The organism is Pantoea sp. MT58, from assembly GCF_014495885.1.
In the GTDB taxonomy this organism is placed as follows: domain Bacteria; phylum Pseudomonadota; class Gammaproteobacteria; order Enterobacterales; family Enterobacteriaceae; genus Pantoea; species Pantoea eucalypti.
The window spans coordinates 2,887,501-2,906,261 of record NZ_CP061083.1 but is presented as its reverse complement, the minus strand read 5'-3'; the positions used below and the strand labels follow the sequence as shown (position 1 = coordinate 2,906,261).

Genomic DNA, 18,761 nt, shown 5'->3' with positions numbered 1-18,761 from the left:
TGACAATTTTTTAACAGGAAACTGACCCAGCTCTATCTGGAAACTTATTACGTTAATCCAGATCAATAAATCACGTTTTATATCCAACTATATCTCTGGCAAAGCGCAACGCTAAGGGCGTAAATTGCGCTGCATCAATCCAGCCTTTTACACAAATTTTCATACGTCTGCTCAACCCGGGATGACACCCACTTTTCTCCTGTTAAAGCAGCCGTTAATAAAGCGCTGATTGACATTTTTCAGAGCTGCTTCATTCGTTACTCGCCTTTTCGGGCAGCTCACAGACCTGTTCTGCTGGTAATAAAAAACTGGAATCAATAAACAGTCGTTCCTGACTCCGATTACGTTCGATCTGATCGCGCGCGTGACGGAGACAAAGCGAGGAGCAAGGAGTCCTTATGTTAGATATCGTCGAGCTGTCGCGGTTACAGTTTGCCTTAACGGCGATGTACCATTTTCTGTTCGTCCCTTTAACGCTGGGTATGGCGTTTCTGCTGGCGATCATGGAAACGGTCTATGTCCTGAGCGGTAAACAAATTTATAAAGATATGACGAAGTTCTGGGGCAAGTTATTTGGTATTAACTTTGCGCTGGGCGTCGCTACCGGACTGACCATGGAATTTCAGTTCGGGACAAACTGGTCATATTACTCTCACTACGTCGGCGATATCTTCGGCGCGCCGCTCGCCATTGAAGGTCTGATGGCGTTCTTCCTGGAATCGACCTTTGTCGGGCTGTTCTTTTTTGGCTGGGATCGGCTGGGTAAAGTGCAGCACATGGCGGTGACCTGGCTGGTCGCCCTGGGCTCGAATATGTCTGCGTTGTGGATTCTGGTCGCCAACGGCTGGATGCAGAACCCTATCGCTTCAGAGTTCAACTTTGAAACCATGCGCATGGAGATGGTCAGCTTCTCAGAGCTGGTGCTGAACCCGGTGGCACAGGTGAAATTCGTTCACACCGTCGCGGCCGGTTACACCACAGGCGCGATGTTTATCATGGGCATCAGTGCCTGGTACATGCTGAAAGGCCGCGACTTCGCCTTTGCTAAACGCTCGTTTGCTATTGCGGCCAGCTTTGGCATGGCGGCGGTGCTGTCAGTGATCGTGCTGGGTGATGAGTCTGGTTATGAAATGGGTGATGTGCAGAAAACCAAGCTGGCCGCGATTGAAGCGGAGTGGGAAACCCAGCCGGCGCCGGCGTCCTTTACCCTGTTTGGCTTGCCCGATCAGGCCACTCAGGAGAACCGGTACGCCATTCAGATTCCCTGGCTGCTGGGCCTGATTGCCACCCGATCCACGGATACGCCGGTGACGGGCCTGAAAGAGTTAATGGCACAGCATGAAGTACGCATCCGCAACGGCATGAAAGCCTACGCCTTGCTGAACGAACTGCGCGGTGGCAGTCAGGATCAGGCGGTACGGGACGCGTTCAACAGTCACAAACAGGATCTCGGTTACGGTCTGCTGCTGAAACGCTATACCGATAACGTGGCGGATGCGACAGAAGCGCAGATCAAACAGGCGACGCAGGACTCTATCCCGCGTGTTGCCCCGCTTTATTTCGCCTTCCGTATCATGGTGCTGTGTGGTGTTCTGCTGCTGGGCATTATCGCGCTGGCTTTCTGGAGCGTGTTGCGTAACCGCATCGGTAAAAATCGCTGGTTACTGAAAGCGGCGCTGTTTGGTATCCCGCTGCCGTGGATCGCAATCGAATCCGGCTGGTTCGTCGCGGAATATGGTCGTCAGCCCTGGGCAATCGGTGAAGTTCTGCCGACTGCGGTGGCGAACTCTTCTCTGACTGTAGGCGATCTGTTGTTCTCGATGATCCTGATTTGCGGACTCTACACGCTGTTCCTGGTGGCTGAGATGTACCTGATGTTCAAATTCGCCCGCCTTGGGCCGAGCAGCCTGAAAACCGGGCGTTATCATCATGAGCAGATCACGGCAACCACGCAGCCGGTTCGGGGATAAGGAGAGCGACCATGTTTAATTATGAAGTTCTGCGCTTTGTCTGGTGGCTGTTGATTGGCGTGCTGCTAATCGGCTTTGCTGTCGCAGATGGTTTTGATATGGGCGTCGGCATGCTGACGCGCATTCTGGGTCGCACCGATACTGAGCGTCGCATTATGATTAACAGTATCGCCCCGCACTGGGACGGCAACCAGGTCTGGCTTATCACTGCCGGTGGCGCACTGTTTGCCGCCTGGCCGATGGTCTATGCGGCGGCCTTTTCTGGCTTCTACGTTGCCATGATTCTGGTGCTCGCCTCGCTGTTCTTCCGTCCGGTTGGCTTCGATTACCGCTCGAAGATTGAAGACAACCGCTGGCGCGGTGCCTGGGACTGGGGCATCTTCATCGGCAGCTTCGTACCGCCGCTGGTCATTGGCGTGGCGTTTGGCAACCTGTTACAGGGCGTGCCGTTCCATGCCGATGAGTATCTGCGTCTGTTCTACACCGGCAACTTCTTCCAGCTGCTGAATCCGTTTGGCCTGCTGGCTGGTGTGGTCAGCGTAGCGATGATTCTGGCACAGGGCGCAACCTATCTGCAGATGCGCACCACGGGCGAACTGCATCTGCGTTCACGCACCGCAGCACAACTTGCCGCCCTGGTGATGATGGCCTGCTTCATCCTGGCCGGTGTCTGGGTGAAATATGGTATTGATGGCTATGTGGTGACCAGCACGATGGATCACTTTGCTGCCTCTAACCCACTGGGTAAAACGGTAGTGCGTGAGGCAGGTGCCTGGATGGTCAACTTCCAGAACCATCCTGTGCTGTGGCTGTTCCCGCTGCTGGGCGTGGTGTTGCCGCTGCTGACCATACTTTGCTCGCGGGTTGAGAAGGGCGCCTGGGCATTCCTGTTCTCTTCACTGACGCTGGCCTGCGTCATCATGACCGCCGGCATTGCGATGTTCCCGTTCATCATGCCATCCAGCACCGTGCCGGGTACCAGCCTGACGATGTGGGATGCAACGTCCAGCCTGCTGACGCTGCAAACGATGACCGTTGCCGCCGCTATCTTTGTTCCAATCATTCTGATTTACACCACCTGGTGTTACTGGAAGATGTTTGGTCGTATTACCAAAGAGCATATTGAAAGCAACAGTCACTCACTCTATTAATTAAGGAGAAGTCGCATGTGGTATTTTGCCTGGATTCTCGGCACGTTGCTGGCCTGTGCCTTTGGTATCGTGACCGCGCTGGCGATTGAACACGTTGAAGCGCAGGATGAGTCTCACTGATGCGTACGCCAATTCGGATGCTGTATGATCTGATGGATAAGGGCCCGTTACGGGCTCTTTCACTGCTGCTGGCGCTGCTGGCGGCTGGCGGCGTGATGTGGGACCCGACCCGCTTTGCTAACCACGCGGGTCAGCTGCCTGCGCTGCAGGGTCTGGTGCTGATCTGGGCGGTCTGCAGTGGTGTGATTCACGGTACAGGCTTCCGGCCACAGCAAACCCGATGGCAGGCGCTGTTTAGCCCGTTACCCGCCATGCTGGTGTTATTTATCGCGCTTTACCGTTTTTACCTGTAACACCCCACCTCACCAGCGCTGTCAGTGAATATTTGTCAGCGTCTGGTCAATTAATCTTCCTGAAATCGTTCCATTTGTTACCGAGCGATAATTATTTTCGCCTGGCTCTGACGAGCCATTCCCAACCCCAATTCTCTTGCGTATAGTAGCAACGTTTAAAACGAGGCCGGGATGTAGAGTGAGTACAACGCTGTTTCGCTGGCCGGTTCGGGTCTACTACGAAGATACTGATGCCGGTGGTGTGGTTTATCACGCCAGCTATATCGCTTTTTATGAACGAGCACGTACCGAAATGTTGCGACAGCACCATTTCAATCAGCAGATGCTGTTAGAACAGCAGATCGCTTTTGTGGTACGGCGCATCACGGTGGACTATCTTGCAGCGGCGCGTCTTGATGACCTTCTGGAGATCCAGAGCGAGGTCACCTCAATGACTCGGGCTACCATGACGTTCACTCAGCGTATCGTGAATACTGAAGGCAAAGTGCTCAATGAGGCAGAGGTCCTGATTGCCTGCATTAACCCTCATCTAATGAAGCCGATTGCGCTTCCCAAGTCTATTGTCGCGGAGTTCAAGCAGTGACTGACATGAACATTCTTGATTTGTTCCTGAAGGCGAGCCTTCTGGTCAAACTTATCATGTTGATTTTGATCGGCTTTTCTATTGCCTCCTGGGCCATTATTATTCAGCGCACACGTATTCTGAATGCGGCGGGAAGAGAAGCTGAGGCATTTGAAGACAAATTCTGGTCCGGCATCGAACTCTCCCGACTGTATCAGGAGAGCCAGGAGCGTCGGGAAGAGCTGGGCGGCTCGGAGCAGATTTTCTACTCCGGCTTTAAAGAGTTCGCCCGACTGCACCGCGCTAACAATCATGCGCCGGAGGCAGTTATTGATGGTGCAAGCCGTGCGATGCGCATCTCAATGAACCGTGAGCTGGAAGCGCTGGAAAACCACATTCCGTTCCTCGGTACTGTCGGTTCAATCAGTCCCTATATCGGGCTGTTCGGTACTGTCTGGGGGATCATGCACGCCTTTATCGCGCTGGGCGCGGTGAAGCAGGCAACACTGCAGATGGTGGCACCGGGTATCGCTGAAGCATTGATTGCAACCGCAATCGGTCTGTTTGCGGCAATTCCGGCGGTAATGGCGTACAACCGTCTGAACCAGCGCGTCAACAAACTGGAGCAGGGCTACGACAACTTCATGGAAGAGTTCACTGCCATTCTGCATCGCCAGGCTTTCTCCAGCGATAGCGCTAAGTAAATAGAGGTTAATGATGGCCAGAGTACGTGGTCGCAAACGCCGCGACCTGAAGTCGGAAATCAACATCGTTCCGCTACTGGACGTCCTGTTGGTGCTGCTGCTGATCTTCATGGCAACGGCACCCATTATTACCCAGAGCGTGGAAGTGGATCTGCCTGATGCGACCGACTCTAAAACCGTTTCCAGCGATGATAATCCGCCGGTAATTGTTGAAGTGGCGGGCGTGGGGCAGTACAGCCTGGTCGTGGATCACGATCGTATGGATCAGCTCCCCCCCGAGCAGGTGATCAGCGAAGCGCAGCGTCGACTGGAAGCAAATCCTAAGACGGTGTTTTTGATTGGGGGCGCGAAAGAAGTGCCTTACGATGAAATCATTAAAGCGCTCAACCTGCTGCACCAGGCGGGTGTTAAATCTGTCGGTTTGATGACGCAGCCGATTTAAAATCGAACCGTTTTTTGGGAACCGAGTGTGTCGAAGGCAACCGAGCAAAACGAGAAGTTAAAGCGCGCGATAATCATTTCGGTGATTCTGCATATCGTGTTGATCGCGCTGCTGATTTGGAGCTCGTTTAATGAGCACGTTGACCCCAGCAGTGCGGGTGGCGGAGGCAGCGATATTGATGCTGTGATGGTCGATCCCGGTGCCGTCGTGAGTCAATACAATCGTCAGCAGAACCAGCAAAGCGACAGCCAGCGGGCTGAGCAACAGCGTAAAAAGCAGGCGCAGCAGCAGGCAGAAGAGCTGCAACAGAAACAGGCTGCTGAACAGCAGCGTCTGAAAGCGCTGGAAAAAGAGCGTTTAGCCGCGCAGGAAACCGCGAAAGAAGAGGCTAAACAGCAGGCTGAGCAGCAGAAAGCGGCAGAAGACGCCGCGAAACAGGCTCAGGAACAGCAGAAAACCGCCGAAGCGGCAGCAGCTAAAGCTAAAGCGGATGCGAAAGCACAGGCGGATGCTCAGGCTAAAGCGACTGCTGAGCAGGCGAAGCAGGCCGCAGCCGAAGCAAAGAAGCAGGCTGATCAACAGGCGAAAGCCGCTGCTGCCGCTGCGGCAAAAGAGAAAGCCGTTGCGGAGGCGAAGGCGAAGTCGGAAGCGGATGCAAAAGCGGCGGCTGAGGCCAAAGTGAAGGCGGCTGCGGATGCCAAAGCTAAAGCCGCCGAAGAAGCGAAAGAGAAAGCCGCAGAAGCGAAAGAAAAAGCTGCTGAGGCAGCAAAAGAGAAAGCCGCTGAAGCCGCTAAAGAAAAAGCCGAAGCCGCCAAAGAAGCTGCCAAAGAGAAAGCTGAGGCGGCGAAAGAGGCCGCTAAAGAGAAGGCGGAAGCGGCTGCTAAGGCGAAAGCCGATGCGGCTGCCAAAGCGAAGGCTGAGGCTGCCGCTAAAGCCAAAGCAGATGCCAAAGCGAAAGCTGCCGCCGATGCGGCCAATGACAGCGATGTTGATGATTTGCTGGGTGGACTCACTTCCGGTAAAAATGCACCGAAAAGCGGCACCTCAGGTGGCGCAGCGGGGCAGGGCAACCAGAAGAAAGCGGGGGCATCGGGCGCTGAGATCAACTCCTACATGGGTCAGGTGGTGAGTGCGATTCAGAGCCGATTCTACGATGCCGATCTGTATCGCGGAAAAACCTGTGATTTGCGGATTAAACTTGCGCCTGATGGCTTGTTGATTGATGTTAAGTCAGAGGGTGGTGATCCCGCGCTCTGCCAGGCCGCGATTGCTGCTGCCAAACAGGCACGTATTCCGAAGCCGCCTTCTCAGGCGGTCTACGAAGTGTTTAAAAACGCGCCGATGCGTTTTAAACCGCAATAATGCAGTCACGGTCGGCAAGTTGATCTATGTTTAGCTTGCCGTACTTATGTTGTACTCGTGGTTTCCAGGAACAGTGCCAATTATCGTGGACTGAGGTTCAGATAAGGGAGATAAAATGAAGCAAGCTCTTCGCGTTACGTTAGGCTTTTTTATCCTGCTGTGGGCAGCCATGCTGCATGCAGAAGTTCGAATTGAGATCACCCAGGGTGTGAACACCGCGCGCCCGATTGGCGTGGTGCCGTTTAAATGGGCCGGTTCTGGTGCAGCGCCGGAAGATGTCGGCGGCATCGTGGCGGCTGACCTGCGCAACAGTGGCAAATTCAATCCACTGGATCGCTCACGTCTGCCACAGCAGCCAACCAGTGCGCAGGAAGTGCAGCCTGCCGCCTGGAGCGCACTCGGCATCGACGCCGTTGTCGTCGGTCAGGTCGCGTCTAACCCGGATGGCAGCTATCAGGTTTCTTACCAGCTGGTTGACACCGGCGGTGCGCCGGGTACAGTGCTGGCACAGAACTCATATAAAGTGACAAAGCAGTGGCTGCGCTATGCCGCTCACACTGCCAGTGACGAAACGTTCCAGAAGCTGACAGGCATTAAGGGCGCTTTCCGCACCCGCATCGCCTATGTCGTGCAGACCAACGGTGGTCAGTTCCCTTATGAACTGCGCGTCGCTGACTACGATGGCTATAACCAGTTCGTCGTACATCGTTCACCACAGCCACTGATGTCGCCAGCCTGGTCTCCGGATGGCAGCAAAGTGGCCTACGTGACCTTTGAAAGCGGCAAGTCCGCGCTGGTGGTCCAGACGCTCTCTAACGGTGCCATCCGTCAGGTTGCCTCATATCCGCGTCACAACGGTGCTCCGGCATTCTCGCCAGATGGTTCTAAGCTCGCTTTCGCACTCTCTAAAACCGGTAGCCTGAACCTCTATGTGATGGATCTGGCGTCAGGTCAGACGCGTCAGGTGACGGATGGTCGTTATAACAGTACTGAACCGACCTGGTTCCCGGACAGCCAGACTCTGGCTTATACCTCCGATCAGGCGGGTGCCCCTCAGATCTATAAAGTCGGTATTAATGGCGGCACGCCACAGCGTATTACCTGGGAAGGCGGTCAGAACCAGGATGCGGATGTGGCAACAGATGGTAAATCTATGGTGATGATTAGCACCAACGGTGGTGCTCAACACGTCGCCAAACAGGATCTGGAAACGGGAGCCGTTCAAACGTTAACGGACACGTTCCTGGATGAAACGCCGAGCCTGGCACCAAATGGCACAATGGTAATCTACAGCTCTACTCAGGGTATGGGTTCCGTGTTGCAGTTGGTTTCAACCGACGGCCGTTTCAAAGCGCGTCTTCCGGCAACTGATGGACAGGTAAAATTTCCTGCCTGGTCGCCGTATCTGTAATGTCTGACACTTCAGACATCGCAAACAATAAACAATAATGGGATTTTTGAAATGCAACTGAACAAAGTGCTGAAGGGTTTGATGCTGGCTCTGCCGGTTCTGGCAGTAGCGGCTTGTAGCTCACACAAAAACAACAACAATGACCAGACTGGCATGGGTGCTGATGGCGCTTACGGTGCAAATTCTGGCATGAACGGCAACGGCGGCAACATGTCTTCTGACGAGCAGGCTCGTCTGCAGATGCAGCAGCTGCAGCAGAACAACATCGTGTACTTCGGTCTGGACAAATATGACGTTCAGTCTGATTACGCACAGATGCTGGATCAGCACGCAACTTTCCTGCGCAGCAACCCATCATACAAAGTGACCATCGAAGGTCATGCGGATGAGCGCGGTACGCCGGAATACAACATCGCCCTGGGCGAACGTCGTGCTAACGCCGTTAAGATGTACCTGCAGGGTAAAGGCGTGTCGGCTGATCAGATGTCTATCGTTTCTTACGGTAAAGAGAAGCCAGCCGTTCTGGGTCATGACGAAGCAGCGTATTCTAAAAACCGTCGTGCCGTTCTGGTCTACTAAGAGAATCACATGGTTAGTAACTTCAGACGTCATCTGTTGAGTCTGTCGTTACTGATTGGCGTAGCGGCCCCCTGGGCCGCTAATGCCCAAGCGTCAATCAGTAGCGTTGGCTCCGGCTCGGTCGAAGACCGTGTCACCACTCTTGAACGAATCTCTAATGCCCAGGCACAGCTGATGCAGCAATTGCAGCAGCAGATGAGCGATAACCAGCGTGATATTGATGCGCTGCGTGGGCAAATCCAGCAAAACACGTATCAGTTGAATCAGGTGGTTGAGCGGCAGAAGCAGCTTTACCAGCAGATTGACACGCTGAGCAGCGCCAGCAGCAACGGCGGGCAACAGGCAGCCGGCAGCGATGCCGCAGCAGATACAGGCGCAGCAGCAACCGCAGGCGCGGCAGCATCAACGGAGAGCGCACCTGCGCAGACCGGCGATGCGAACAGCGATTACAATGCGGCTGTGGCGCTGATTCTGGAGAAGAAACAGTATGACCAGGCGATCAGCGCGCTTCAGGCGTGGGTAAAACGTTACCCTGATTCGACCTATCAGCCGAATGCGAATTATTGGCTGGGTCAGCTGAACTACAACAAAGGCAAAAAGGACGACGCGGCGTATTATTACGCCACGGTAGTGAAAAACTATCCGAAGTCGCCGAAAGCTGCAGAAGCGTTGTTGAAAGTGGGTGTGATCATGCAGGAGAAAAAAGACACGGCGAAAGCCAAAGCGGTCTTCCAGCAGGTGATCAAACTTTATCCAGACACTGAATCTGCTAAACAAGCTCAGAAACGTCTGAGCGGTCTGTAATTTGTCCGGTTCAGACCAGATATCGTGTGATTTCTGGTCTTGCCGTATGAAAGGTAAGCAACTGAAGCGTTTAGCAGAAATAAGAGTTGCGCTACCCCGCTAAATCAGTAATATATGCCGCCGTTGCCGGGACACATTGAAAAGTGTATGGTAAGCCTGAAGATGGGTCGTTAGCTCAGTTGGTAGAGCAGTTGACTTTTAATCAATTGGTCGCAGGTTCGAATCCTGCACGACCCACCATCTCCTTCAGACGCGCTTTTTACCGCGCAGTTTCAAGAAGAACACTTCAGCATTGCTTCACAACCTAAGATGGGTCGTTAGCTCAGTTGGTAGAGCAGTTGACTTTTAATCAATTGGTCGCAGGTTCGAATCCTGCACGACCCACCATCTTATCTCAGCCGCCAGGCGCGCTGAACGGTTGTAAGCCCCCAGCGGGTCGTTAGCTCAGTTGGTAGAGCAGTTGACTTTTAATCAATTGGTCGCAGGTTCGAATCCTGCACGACCCACCAATTAAGAAAGAAGCGCCTTTTGGGCGCTTTTTTCGTTTCCGGGGCACGGACTTTACCGTGCAGGGTGAGAACCTGCAGCAGGTTCGACTGAATCGCCCGGCGATTCAGGCTGTTGCGTCAGCATCACCCGGAGGGCGAGGCCCTGGGAAGGGCCGAGGCAATCCTGCACGACCCACCAATTAAGAAAGAAGCGCCTTTTGGGCGCTTTTTTCGTTTCCGGGGCACGGACTTTACCGTGCAGGGTGAGAACCTGCAGCAGGTTCGACTGAATCGCCCGGTGATTCAGGCTGATGCGTTAGCATCACCCGGAGGGCGAGGCCCTGGAAGGGCCGAAATCCTGCACGACCCACCAATTAAGAAAGAAGCGCCCTTTGGGCGCTTTTTTCGTTTCTGCTGTATCTATTTATTATTCAAAAGCACAATGCATCTGGCATATAAGATAGTGATCAAGCCTGGCCTGTATCGCTATGAGATCCAGCCTGCGCAGAGAACACGGTCAGATCGGAAAGACGCAAAATCCGTCATCCATGACACGCTCGGCCCGCTCCGTCCCTGGAGCGGGACGCTTTCCTCCTCTGACCGGGTTCCCTGCGCTTTAAACTCATTTATTACGGTCAGATTCAGCCGGATGATGGTTTGCCAGCAGATTGGAAGCTTTTTATGGCGCTTTTATTATTTCTGCGATACTGCTTGTGCAAGTCTGGGTGATAACCTGCATCTCTGTATCCATCCTCACGGCTTTTTCTTCACCTTCGCCACTGCCAGGCTCTCCCAGATATGCATCACCGCATAGCTGCGCCAGGGACGCCAGGATTGCGAGCGCGCTTCTGCTTCTTTAGATGACATGCCGCCCAGGTTATTACGGATGGCAATGTCCTCTTTGGGAAAAGCATCCGGCCAGCGCAGGGCGCGCATCGCGATATAGTGCGCGGTCCAGGGACCAATGCCCGGCAGGCTGACCAGCTTTTTTATCACCTCATCAGGTGGCTGCGCGGCACTGAGACGCAGATCCCCGCTGGCGCAGGCGGTGGCAAAGGCGATGATGGCGCGGGAGCGAGCGGCGCTGACGATGCCCATCGGCGCAACGTCATCCACCGTCAGCGCTGCGATGCGTTCAGGAAGCGCGGTGTAGCGGGTCAGGTCGGCAAAGGGCGTTTCACAGGGCTCGCCAAAGGCGGCGGCAAATCGGCTGCTGACTGTGGTGGCGGCTTTGACGGTCACCTGCTGGCCGATAATAGCGCGCACGCCAAGTTCAAAAGCGTCGAAGGCGCCCGGCACACGCAGACCAGGATGTGCAATCAGGCTGGGTGCCAGCAGCGGGTCCTGAGCCAGACAGGTGGCGATACGCTGCGGCTGCGCGTCCAGGTCAAACAGATCGCGCAGGCGGCGCAGCAGCAGCGGCAGAACCGGCGTCAGCGAGGTTGAGAGCGTCACCTGCAGCGCGTTCTTCTGCGGCAGATGGGACACACTGACCCAGCCCCGATAACGTCCCAGCGCCACGGTGCGTCGCCAGCAGCCATCTTCCACTGCCTCAACTTCCTTCATCAGGTGTGTCTGCAAAAACCAGAGCATCGCCGCCCAGTCGTAGGGCGGGCGATAGGCCAGCCGCAGCGTCACACGGTCGCCGGGCTGCGCACGCTTCGCGCCGGTATCCTCCCGGCGCAGCGCGCTCGGCGTCATGCGGTAGCGAGCCTGGAAAACATCATTAAAACGGCGCAGACTGCTGAAGCCACTGGCGTAGGCGACCTCTGTGACCGGCAGTTGCGTTTCTGTCAGCAACTGCTTGGCCAGCAGCATTCGCCGTGTCTGCTTCAGCTCCAGTGGTGAGACACCGAGTTCATGTTGCACGATACGGCGCAGCTGACGCAGGCTGAGACTGAACTCAGCGGCAATCGCCTCCAGACCTTCGCGCTCCTCCAGCATGCCTTCCTCAATGCGCTGAATCAGCTGCTCCGCCACGCGATGCGGCTGATCGACAGGCGCATTGCCGGGAGCCAGCTCAGGCCGGCAGCGCAGGCAGGGGCGAAAGCGCGCTTTCTCCGCCGCCTCGGCGCTGCTGAAGAAAAGACAGTTTTTCTGCATCGGCGCTTTGACCGGGCAAATTGGGCGACAATAGATACCGGTTGAGGTCACGCCCACAAAGAAAACGCCGTCGAAGCGGGTATCACGTGAGGTCAGCGCCTGATAGGCAATGTCGGGATCGAGCATGGCATTTCTCCGGTAAATAAGCGCAGCCTACAGGGGGGAATCCCGGCAGACTGGCTGTTTTCGGACAGCACAACAGTTTATAACCATGACCGAAAACAGCCAGTCAGGCTGATGAAAAGTGCGATACTGAACGACGGAACCGTGACGGGAGAATTACCATGTACTACTTCAAGCAGATAGTTACCCCGGTGGGCGAGCTGAAGCTGGTCGCCAGCGATATCGGCCTGGCGGGGATTTTGTGGGAAAACGACGATCCAAAACGCACCCGGTTTTTACCTCAAACGCGCAATGACGATCATCCCATTCTGATCGAAACCGCGCGTCAGCTCAGCGAGTACTTTACCGGTGCGCGACGCTGTTTTGCGTTGCCGTTCGACATGGTCGGCACCGACTTTCAGAAAAAAGTCTGGCAGGCGCTGGTGGCGATACCGTTTGGTGAGACGCGCAGCTACAGCCAGATTGCACGGGAGATCGGCCATCCGCAGGCGGTGCGGGCGGTCGGCGCGGCCAATGGCCGTAATCCACTTTCCATTGTCGCACCGTGCCATCGCGTGATCGGTGCCAACGGCAAGCTGACCGGCTTTGCGGGCGGCCTGGAGACCAAAGCTTTCCTGCTGGCACTGGAAGCGCCGCAGAAAACGCTGGTGCTGGCAGATGAAACGCAGCCGGGCAGGGTCGGTGCTGTAACGCAGGCAGAGTAAAAATCTCACGACACAGTGTGGCTTTTCCGCTATCGTGTTTAGCATATAAAACACGACGGCGTATTCATCGCCAAAATTCGCCTCCTCAGGTGATTTTCGTTAATTAGACAAAACGAGAGCTGTGTCATGAGTGTAATGTTCGATCCTGAAAGCGCCGTTTATCCTTTTCCACCGAAACCCGCCCGCCTGAGTGACGATGAGAAGACGTTTTACCGTGAGAAAATCAAAGCGCTGCTGAAAGCGCGAAACGCGGTGATGGTGGCGCACTATTACACCGATCCGGAAATTCAGGCGCTGGCGGAAGAGACAGGCGGCTGCGTCTCCGACTCGCTGGAAATGGCGCGTTTCGGCAGCAATCATTCGGCGACCACACTGCTGGTGGCGGGCGTACGCTTTATGGGTGAAACCGCCAAAATCCTCAGCCCCGAAAAAACCGTGCTGATGCCGACCCTGCAGGCGGAGTGCTCACTGGATCTTGGCTGTCCCATTGAAGAGTTTAACGCCTTCTGTGATGCGCATCCCGATCGCACTGTGGTGGTCTATGCCAATACCTCGGCGGCCGTCAAAGCCCGCGCCGACTGGGTGGTGACCTCCAGTATTGCGGTAGAGCTGATTGAGCATCTCGACAGTCTCGGCGAAAAGATCATCTGGGCACCGGATCGTCACCTTGGTCGCTATGTTACCCGGATGTCGGGTGCAGATGTGTTGTGCTGGCAGGGTGCCTGCATTGTGCATGACGAGTTCAAAACCCAGGCGCTGCAGCGCATGAAAGCGCTCTATCCCGATGCGGCGGTGCTGGTGCATCCTGAGTCACCGCAGGCGATTGTCGAACTGGCGGACGCGGTCGGCTCGACCAGCCAGCTGATTCAGGCGGCGAAATCCCTGCCGCATCCGCAGATGATTGTGGCGACCGACCGCGGCATCTTCTACAAAATGCAGCAGGCGGTGCCGGATAAAGAGCTGCTGGAAGCGCCGACCGCCGGTGAAGGGGCAACCTGCCGCAGCTGCGCGCACTGTCCCTGGATGGCAATGAACGGCCTTAAAGCCATCGCAGAGGCGCTGGAGTCGGGTGGGGTGGAACATGAGATTCAGGTGGATGAGACGCTGCGAGAGGCGGCGTTACTGCCGCTTAATCGCATGCTATCCTTTGCAGCGGAACTTAAACTCAACGTGAAGGGCAACGCCTAAGCGTTCCCGGACAGGTGCTCTGCATGGACTTCTTCAGCACACATAATATTCTGGTTCATATTCCTCTGGGTGCCGGAGGCTACGATCTCTCATGGATTGAGGCCATCGGCACGCTGGCGGGCTTACTCTGTATCTGGTTTGCCAGCCTGGAAAAAATTATCAACTATCCGTTTGGCCTGATTAACGTCACGCTGTTTGCGGTGATCTTCTTTCAGATCCAGCTCTATGCCAGCCTGCTGCTGCAGCTCTTCTTCTTTGCCGCCAATCTCTATGGCTGGTACGCATGGAGCCGACAGACCGAAGATCATCAGGCGGCGCTGAAAATCCGCTGGCTGCCGCTGCCTAAAGCGCTGGCCTGGACAGCAGGGTGTGTGATTGCGATTGCGCTGATGACCCTCTATATCGATCCGGTGTTTGCGCTGTTAACCCGTGCGGCGGTAACGCTGATGAACGGTCTGGGCCTGTCGGTGGCGATGCCTGCGCTGCAGCCGGATGCCTTCCCGTTCTGGGATTCCTGCATGATGGTGCTGTCTATTGCCGCGATGGTGCTGATGACGCGCAAATATGTGGAGAACTGGCTGCTGTGGGTCATCATCAACGTGATTAGCGTGATGATCTTCGCCCGCCAGGGTGTCTATGCGATGTCGCTGGAGTATGTGATTCTGACGCTGATTGCGCTGAACGGATCACGTATGTGGATCCGCAGCGCGCGGCAACAGGGTTCCCGCGCGCTGTCAGCTCAGTGAGTGTGCTTGTCGCCTTTAACATGGTCATGATCGTGGTCGTGAGAATGACTGTGGTCATGGCCGGTGGCAGCCGCACTGCCTGAGCCGAGTTCACACTCGGCACCAGCGCAGGGCTGGTACTCCATCTGCACCGTCGCGTGCGCGATCTGATAGTTCTCGCGCAGATAGTCGTGAATGCGATGCAGCAGCGCATCATGATCGTAAGGCGGGATCACCTGCGCATGCAGCGTCAGCATCGGCTTTTCGCCCACCTGCCACAGATGCACATGGTGAACATTGCGCACCTCGGCGATGTTCAGGGTGAGATCCCGTGTCAGCTTGTTCACATCCAGTGAATGCGGAGCCCCTTCCAGTAACTCCTGCAGACTCTCACGCAGCAGCGACCAGGCGCTGCGTAGCACCAGCAGTGACACCAGCAACGACAGTATCGGGTCGATGGGCGTCCAGCCGGTCAGCATTATAATTACTGCCGCCACAATCGCGCCCACTGAACCGAGCAGGTCACCCATCACATGCAGCGCCGCGGCCCGCACGTTGAGGTTCTTCTCTCCGCTGCCATGATGCAGCAGCCAGAACGAGAGCAGATTGGCCAGCAGGCCGCCGATCGCGATTCCCAGCATCAGTCCGCCGGTCACCGGTTGCGGGTCGGCAAAGCGGCGCACTGCTTCCCAGACGATCAGCGCAGTAATGCCGAGCAGTGCAATGGCGTTAATAAATGCGGCTACCGTGGTCAGACGCAGCAGGCCAAAGGTGTGACGTGCATTGGGTTTACGGCGTGAGAAATGGACCGCCAGCAAGGCCATCAGCAGTGCGGCGGCATCGGTCAGCATATGCCCGGCGTCCGCCAGCAGCGCCAGTGAACCAGAGAGCCAGCCGCCAATGACTTCAGCAACCATGAAGACGACGGTCACCCCGAAGGCGGCCGCCAGACGCGTGCGATTACTATCCTGCCCGCTATGAGTGTGGGTATGTGCCATAAGTTTCCAGTTTTTTCAGTAACCTGTTTGCTAATAATATCAGTAATTGCCACGTCTCAGACGGGTCCTGATGCTGTTTTACCTGCTCCGTCAATTGCTGGCTGAGCTGCGCGCCATGCTCCAGCCCCACCAGTAAAAAGCTTCCTTTCATCCTGTGTGCCGCCTCAGCGAACGGCGTCCAGTCCGCACGATCATGCGCCGCCTGCATCGCAGCCAGATCCTGCGTGACCGTGTTGTGCAGCGTCTGGCTCAGACGGTTGAGGAATTTTTCATTCTGCTGTGCCAGTTGCCACAGATTGTCATCCAGTGACGCCAGCGGATCGTCCTGCCACGCCTGCTGCCACTCTGCCAGCAACGCGCTGAGATCGCCTAACTGCACCGGTTTGATCAATACCCGCTCCCGCTCCTCAAGCGAGCGCGACAGCAGCTGCGCATCAGCCGAGCAGAGTACCCGCATCGCCTGCCGTCTCCGCTGGCGGTCACGCCGACGCAGTATCCGCAGCAGCAGCGTGCCGTCGGGACGCGGCATCATCTGGTCGATAAACAGCAGGTCATAAGGTTGCTGCGCATCGGCCTGCAGCAGCGCACGTCCCTGCTCAAAGATGTCAGCCTGAATGGCAAAGCGTGCCAGCTGCTGCTGCATCACCAGCAGGTTAGTCGGGTGGTCATCCACAATCGCCACCCGCAGCTGCGGAAAACCGGGCAGGGCGGATTCGTCCACGTGGTTTGCTGGCGTGCAGATCTCAAGCGGCAGCGTCACAGTGACCTGAGTGCCGAGCCCCGGTTCTGAGGCGAGCCGGATATCGCCGCCCATCCGCAGCACTATTTCGCGGCAGATAAACAGCCCCAGGCCGCTGCCCTGCACCGAAACTGATTTTCCGGACGGCGCCTGATACCAGGGATCAAACAACTTCTGCTGTTCCTCCGATGGGATACCGCTGCCGCTGTCGCTCACTGTGAGAATCAGCTGTTGATCCTGGGCAGCCAGGGTCAGGCGAATCGTGCCGTGACGCGTAAATTTCAGCGCATTGGTCATCAGGTTGTTGATCACCTGCTGCAGGCGATCGGCATCGATGAGCACCGTGTCAGGCAGCGGCGTCAGCGCCTCGACAATCAGACGCGGCCCGTCACCGCGCATTAACGGGTGATAAAAGTGCTGCTGCTGGCTGAGCCATTGCGCCAGCGCCAGTGGACGGGGTGCCAGGGTAAAACTGTTGCTCTCAATGCGGGCATGGTCCTGCAGGTCATTCAGCAGCGTCAGCAACGATTGAGCGCTGCTGTGAAGCAGCGTCAGGTTCTGGCTGCTGTGCTGCTGTTTTTCCAGCTCAAGCAGCCCCAGGATAGCCTGCATCGGCGTGCGCAGCTCATGACTGACGGTTGCCAGAAACTGGCTTTTCATCGCATTGGCATGCTCTGCCTGTTCACGCTGCTGACGCTCGCGGCGCTGTTGCCAGTAACGGCGTGCCAGCAGCAGCAACAGCAGCACAATGGCCGCACCGGCCACCGCCAGCACCATCATTGGCAGCGAACCCATTGCCATCACGCTGCCGGGCTGCGGCGGGGTAGACCAGCTGTCGCGCATCTGGCTCTGGGTATCGGCCGGGATCTGCTGCAGAGCGCGATCCAGCAGCGTACGCAGCACCGCCTGGTCGGGTGCGACGCCGAGCGCGATGGGCCAGGCGATGTCGCTGGCGGCAAAGGCCAGGTGGATGCGCGCATCATCGCGGCTGGCAATACGCCAGCGGGCGGAAAGCACATTATCGACCAGCACATCGATCTGCCCTTTTGCCAGCGCGTCATAAAGGCTATTATGGTCGGCAAACTGCAGGGGCTGCAGATCCGCAGGCAACAGACGCAGCGCCAGATCATCCTGCAATACACCAATCCGTTTGCCGCGCAGGTCGCGCCAGTGCGCCAGCGTGTCAGACTGGATACTGTAGATGCCCCACAGCGCCCGCCACACCGGCAGCGACGTACTCTGCATCGCATCGCCGTTCAGCGGCTGCATCAGCTGCAGCATCGCCTGATTTTGCTCAATCAGGGTGCGTGCCTGACGGGGATTGCTGACCCATACCGGCTCAAACTGCAATCCTGTGCTCTGTGCTATCGCTTTCAGCAAGTCCACGCCATAACCTCTGGCGGTGCCGCTGGCATCGCGGTAGCTCCAGGGATAGTTGTCCGGTTCGGCGGTGTAAGTAACGCGCGGATGATCGGCGATCCAGGCGCGTTCAGCGGGGCTGAGCATCAGGGTCTGCGTATCCTGATAGCGCGGCAGGTTACTGCTCCAGCGCGCCTGTAGCGTGTTCATCAGTTCCGCTGGCAATTGACGCAGGCTCTGATTAATCCAGCTGATAAGCTGAGGATCACGTGCCACCGCGCGCAGGTTGAGCTGTCCGGCCTCGATGTGAGAGGCGATCTGGTAAATCTGGCCCTGCTGAAGCTGGCTTAACAAAAAACCGGCGCTGGTCTCATCCGCCACCACATAGTCATTCTGCTGATTGAGCAGGGTGTAGAGCGCCTGCAGATCGCTGCTGTAGCGTCTGAAGCTGTGGCGGGCCGCCAGCGCGGGCGGCAGTTGGGCCAGCGTGCTGTCGCTGATCGCCAGTTGGGCATTCTGGCTGTTAAACATCACGGCACGCTGGTTTTGCTGATTGCGGTAGACACGCAGCGGGCTGCTGTACCAGTTATCGCTGCTCAGGGTGCCGGCGGGCAGGGGCGTGACCCACATGCCCAGCGCGAAATCAATCTGGCCGCTGCTCAGTGCCTGCATGAGATGCAGCTGATCGCTGTACAGGTTGAGGGTGAACTGCGCGCCGGTCAGCTGTCGCAGCGCGGAAAGATAGTCGGCATTGATGCCATAGAGGTCATTGCCGATGCGCATTGTCCAGGGCGCGTGGTTCTCTTCCAGCAGGCCAACGCGCAGGATTTTGCCCTGCATGGTTTCCGCGTGCGTCACCGGCAGCATCATCGGCAGATTGACGCTGCTCACCGGACGCACCTCAGCCAGCGCGGAGCCGCACAGCAACATCAGCAT

Annotated in this window: 17 protein-coding genes, 3 tRNA genes and 2 other RNA genes; 19 read left to right on the top strand and 3 right to left on the bottom strand. The window is 56.5% G+C overall.

The annotated features are described in order from the left end of the window. Window positions 1-398 precede the first annotated feature (398 nt). The 16 genes from cydA (at window position 399) to IAI47_RS13650 (ending at window position 10,259) form a co-directional block, all read left to right on the top strand. Window positions 399-1,970 (top strand): cytochrome ubiquinol oxidase subunit I, encoded by a 1,572-nt coding sequence (gene cydA, locus IAI47_RS13725; RefSeq protein WP_008925025.1) that lies wholly within the window; start codon window positions 399-401, stop codon window positions 1,968-1,970. A gap of 11 nt (window positions 1,971-1,981) precedes the next feature. Further along, on the top strand, window positions 1,982-3,121 hold the full coding sequence (gene cydB, locus IAI47_RS13720) for a cytochrome d ubiquinol oxidase subunit II (RefSeq protein ID WP_008925026.1): 1,140 nt from the start codon (window positions 1,982-1,984) through the stop codon (window positions 3,119-3,121). A gap of 15 nt (window positions 3,122-3,136) precedes the next feature. Continuing rightward, a complete protein-coding gene (gene cydX / locus IAI47_RS13715) occupies window positions 3,137-3,241 on the top strand; it encodes a cytochrome bd-I oxidase subunit CydX (protein ID WP_008925027.1) in 105 nt (34 codons plus the stop codon). Next, entirely contained in the window at window positions 3,241-3,534 is a 294-nt protein-coding gene (gene ybgE / locus IAI47_RS13710) for a cyd operon protein YbgE (RefSeq protein ID WP_008925028.1), read from the top strand. The genes cydX and ybgE overlap by 1 nt, the downstream gene beginning before the upstream one ends. A gap of 178 nt (window positions 3,535-3,712) precedes the next feature. Continuing rightward, window positions 3,713-4,117, top strand: coding sequence for a tol-pal system-associated acyl-CoA thioesterase (ybgC, locus tag IAI47_RS13705; RefSeq protein ID WP_008925029.1), 405 nt, complete (start codon window positions 3,713-3,715; stop codon window positions 4,115-4,117). Beyond that, window positions 4,114-4,800, top strand: coding sequence for a Tol-Pal system protein TolQ (gene tolQ / locus IAI47_RS13700; RefSeq protein WP_003853142.1), 687 nt, complete (start codon window positions 4,114-4,116; stop codon window positions 4,798-4,800). Before ybgC ends, tolQ begins: the two co-directional genes overlap by 4 nt. A gap of 13 nt (window positions 4,801-4,813) precedes the next feature. Next, window positions 4,814-5,242, top strand: coding sequence for a colicin uptake protein TolR (tolR, locus tag IAI47_RS13695; RefSeq protein WP_003853140.1), 429 nt, complete (start codon window positions 4,814-4,816; stop codon window positions 5,240-5,242). A 27-nt stretch (window positions 5,243-5,269) separates the two neighbouring features. Further along, window positions 5,270-6,604 carry a cell envelope integrity protein TolA gene (gene tolA, locus IAI47_RS13690; RefSeq protein WP_008925030.1) on the top strand — a complete coding sequence of 445 codons (1,335 nt, stop codon included), beginning with the start codon at window positions 5,270-5,272 and terminating at the stop codon, window positions 6,602-6,604. A 115-nt stretch (window positions 6,605-6,719) separates the two neighbouring features. Beyond that, entirely contained in the window at window positions 6,720-8,015 is a 1,296-nt protein-coding gene (tolB, locus tag IAI47_RS13685; RefSeq protein WP_003853138.1) for a Tol-Pal system beta propeller repeat protein TolB, read from the top strand. Between the two features lie 51 nt (window positions 8,016-8,066). Next, window positions 8,067-8,594 (top strand): peptidoglycan-associated lipoprotein Pal, encoded by a 528-nt coding sequence (pal, locus tag IAI47_RS13680; RefSeq protein ID WP_003853135.1) that lies wholly within the window; start codon window positions 8,067-8,069, stop codon window positions 8,592-8,594. 9 nt (window positions 8,595-8,603) lie between these two features. After that, window positions 8,604-9,398 (top strand): cell division protein CpoB, encoded by a 795-nt coding sequence (gene cpoB, locus IAI47_RS13675; protein ID WP_003853134.1) that lies wholly within the window; start codon window positions 8,604-8,606, stop codon window positions 9,396-9,398. A gap of 164 nt (window positions 9,399-9,562) precedes the next feature. Next, window positions 9,563-9,638 (top strand) — tRNA-Lys (locus IAI47_RS13670). Window positions 9,639-9,709: 71 nt separating this feature from the next. Then, window positions 9,710-9,785, top strand: a tRNA-Lys gene (locus IAI47_RS13665). Between the two features lie 46 nt (window positions 9,786-9,831). After that, window positions 9,832-9,907 (top strand) — tRNA-Lys (locus IAI47_RS13660). 43 nt (window positions 9,908-9,950) lie between these two features. Further along, window positions 9,951-10,085: non-coding RNA, RtT sRNA (locus tag IAI47_RS13655), on the top strand. Window positions 10,086-10,128: 43 nt separating this feature from the next. After that, a non-coding RNA gene (locus tag IAI47_RS13650) (RtT sRNA) lies at window positions 10,129-10,259 on the top strand. Window positions 10,260-10,639: 380 nt separating this feature from the next. Here IAI47_RS13650 and IAI47_RS13645 read toward each other — a convergent pair. Beyond that, window positions 10,640-12,115 carry an AlkA N-terminal domain-containing protein gene (locus IAI47_RS13645; protein ID WP_008925031.1) on the bottom strand — a complete coding sequence of 492 codons (1,476 nt, stop codon included), beginning with the start codon at window positions 12,113-12,115 and terminating at the stop codon, window positions 10,640-10,642. 158 nt (window positions 12,116-12,273) lie between these two features. Here IAI47_RS13645 and IAI47_RS13640 point away from each other — a divergent pair, with 158 nt between their 5' ends. The 3 genes from IAI47_RS13640 (at window position 12,274) to pnuC (ending at window position 14,750) form a co-directional block, all read left to right on the top strand. Next, window positions 12,274-12,816 (top strand): methylated-DNA--[protein]-cysteine S-methyltransferase, encoded by a 543-nt coding sequence (locus tag IAI47_RS13640; protein WP_003851910.1) that lies wholly within the window; start codon window positions 12,274-12,276, stop codon window positions 12,814-12,816. A 126-nt stretch (window positions 12,817-12,942) separates the two neighbouring features. Beyond that, window positions 12,943-14,004, top strand: a complete 1,062-nt coding sequence (gene nadA / locus IAI47_RS13635; RefSeq protein ID WP_008925032.1) for a quinolinate synthase NadA — start codon at window positions 12,943-12,945, stop codon at window positions 14,002-14,004. A 23-nt stretch (window positions 14,005-14,027) separates the two neighbouring features. Next, window positions 14,028-14,750, top strand: a complete 723-nt coding sequence (gene pnuC / locus IAI47_RS13630) for a nicotinamide riboside transporter PnuC (RefSeq protein ID WP_008925033.1) — start codon at window positions 14,028-14,030, stop codon at window positions 14,748-14,750. Here the strand turns inward: pnuC and zitB are convergent. Continuing rightward, entirely contained in the window at window positions 14,744-15,727 is a 984-nt protein-coding gene (gene zitB / locus IAI47_RS13625; RefSeq protein WP_008925034.1) for a CDF family zinc transporter ZitB, read from the bottom strand. The two genes, pnuC and zitB, sit on opposite strands and share 7 nt — an antisense overlap. Then, the gene (locus IAI47_RS13620; protein WP_008925035.1) at window positions 15,705-18,761 is read right to left on the bottom strand and encodes an ATP-binding protein; all 3,057 of its coding nucleotides are present in this window, start codon (window positions 18,759-18,761) and stop codon (window positions 15,705-15,707) included. Before IAI47_RS13620 ends, zitB begins: the two co-directional genes overlap by 23 nt.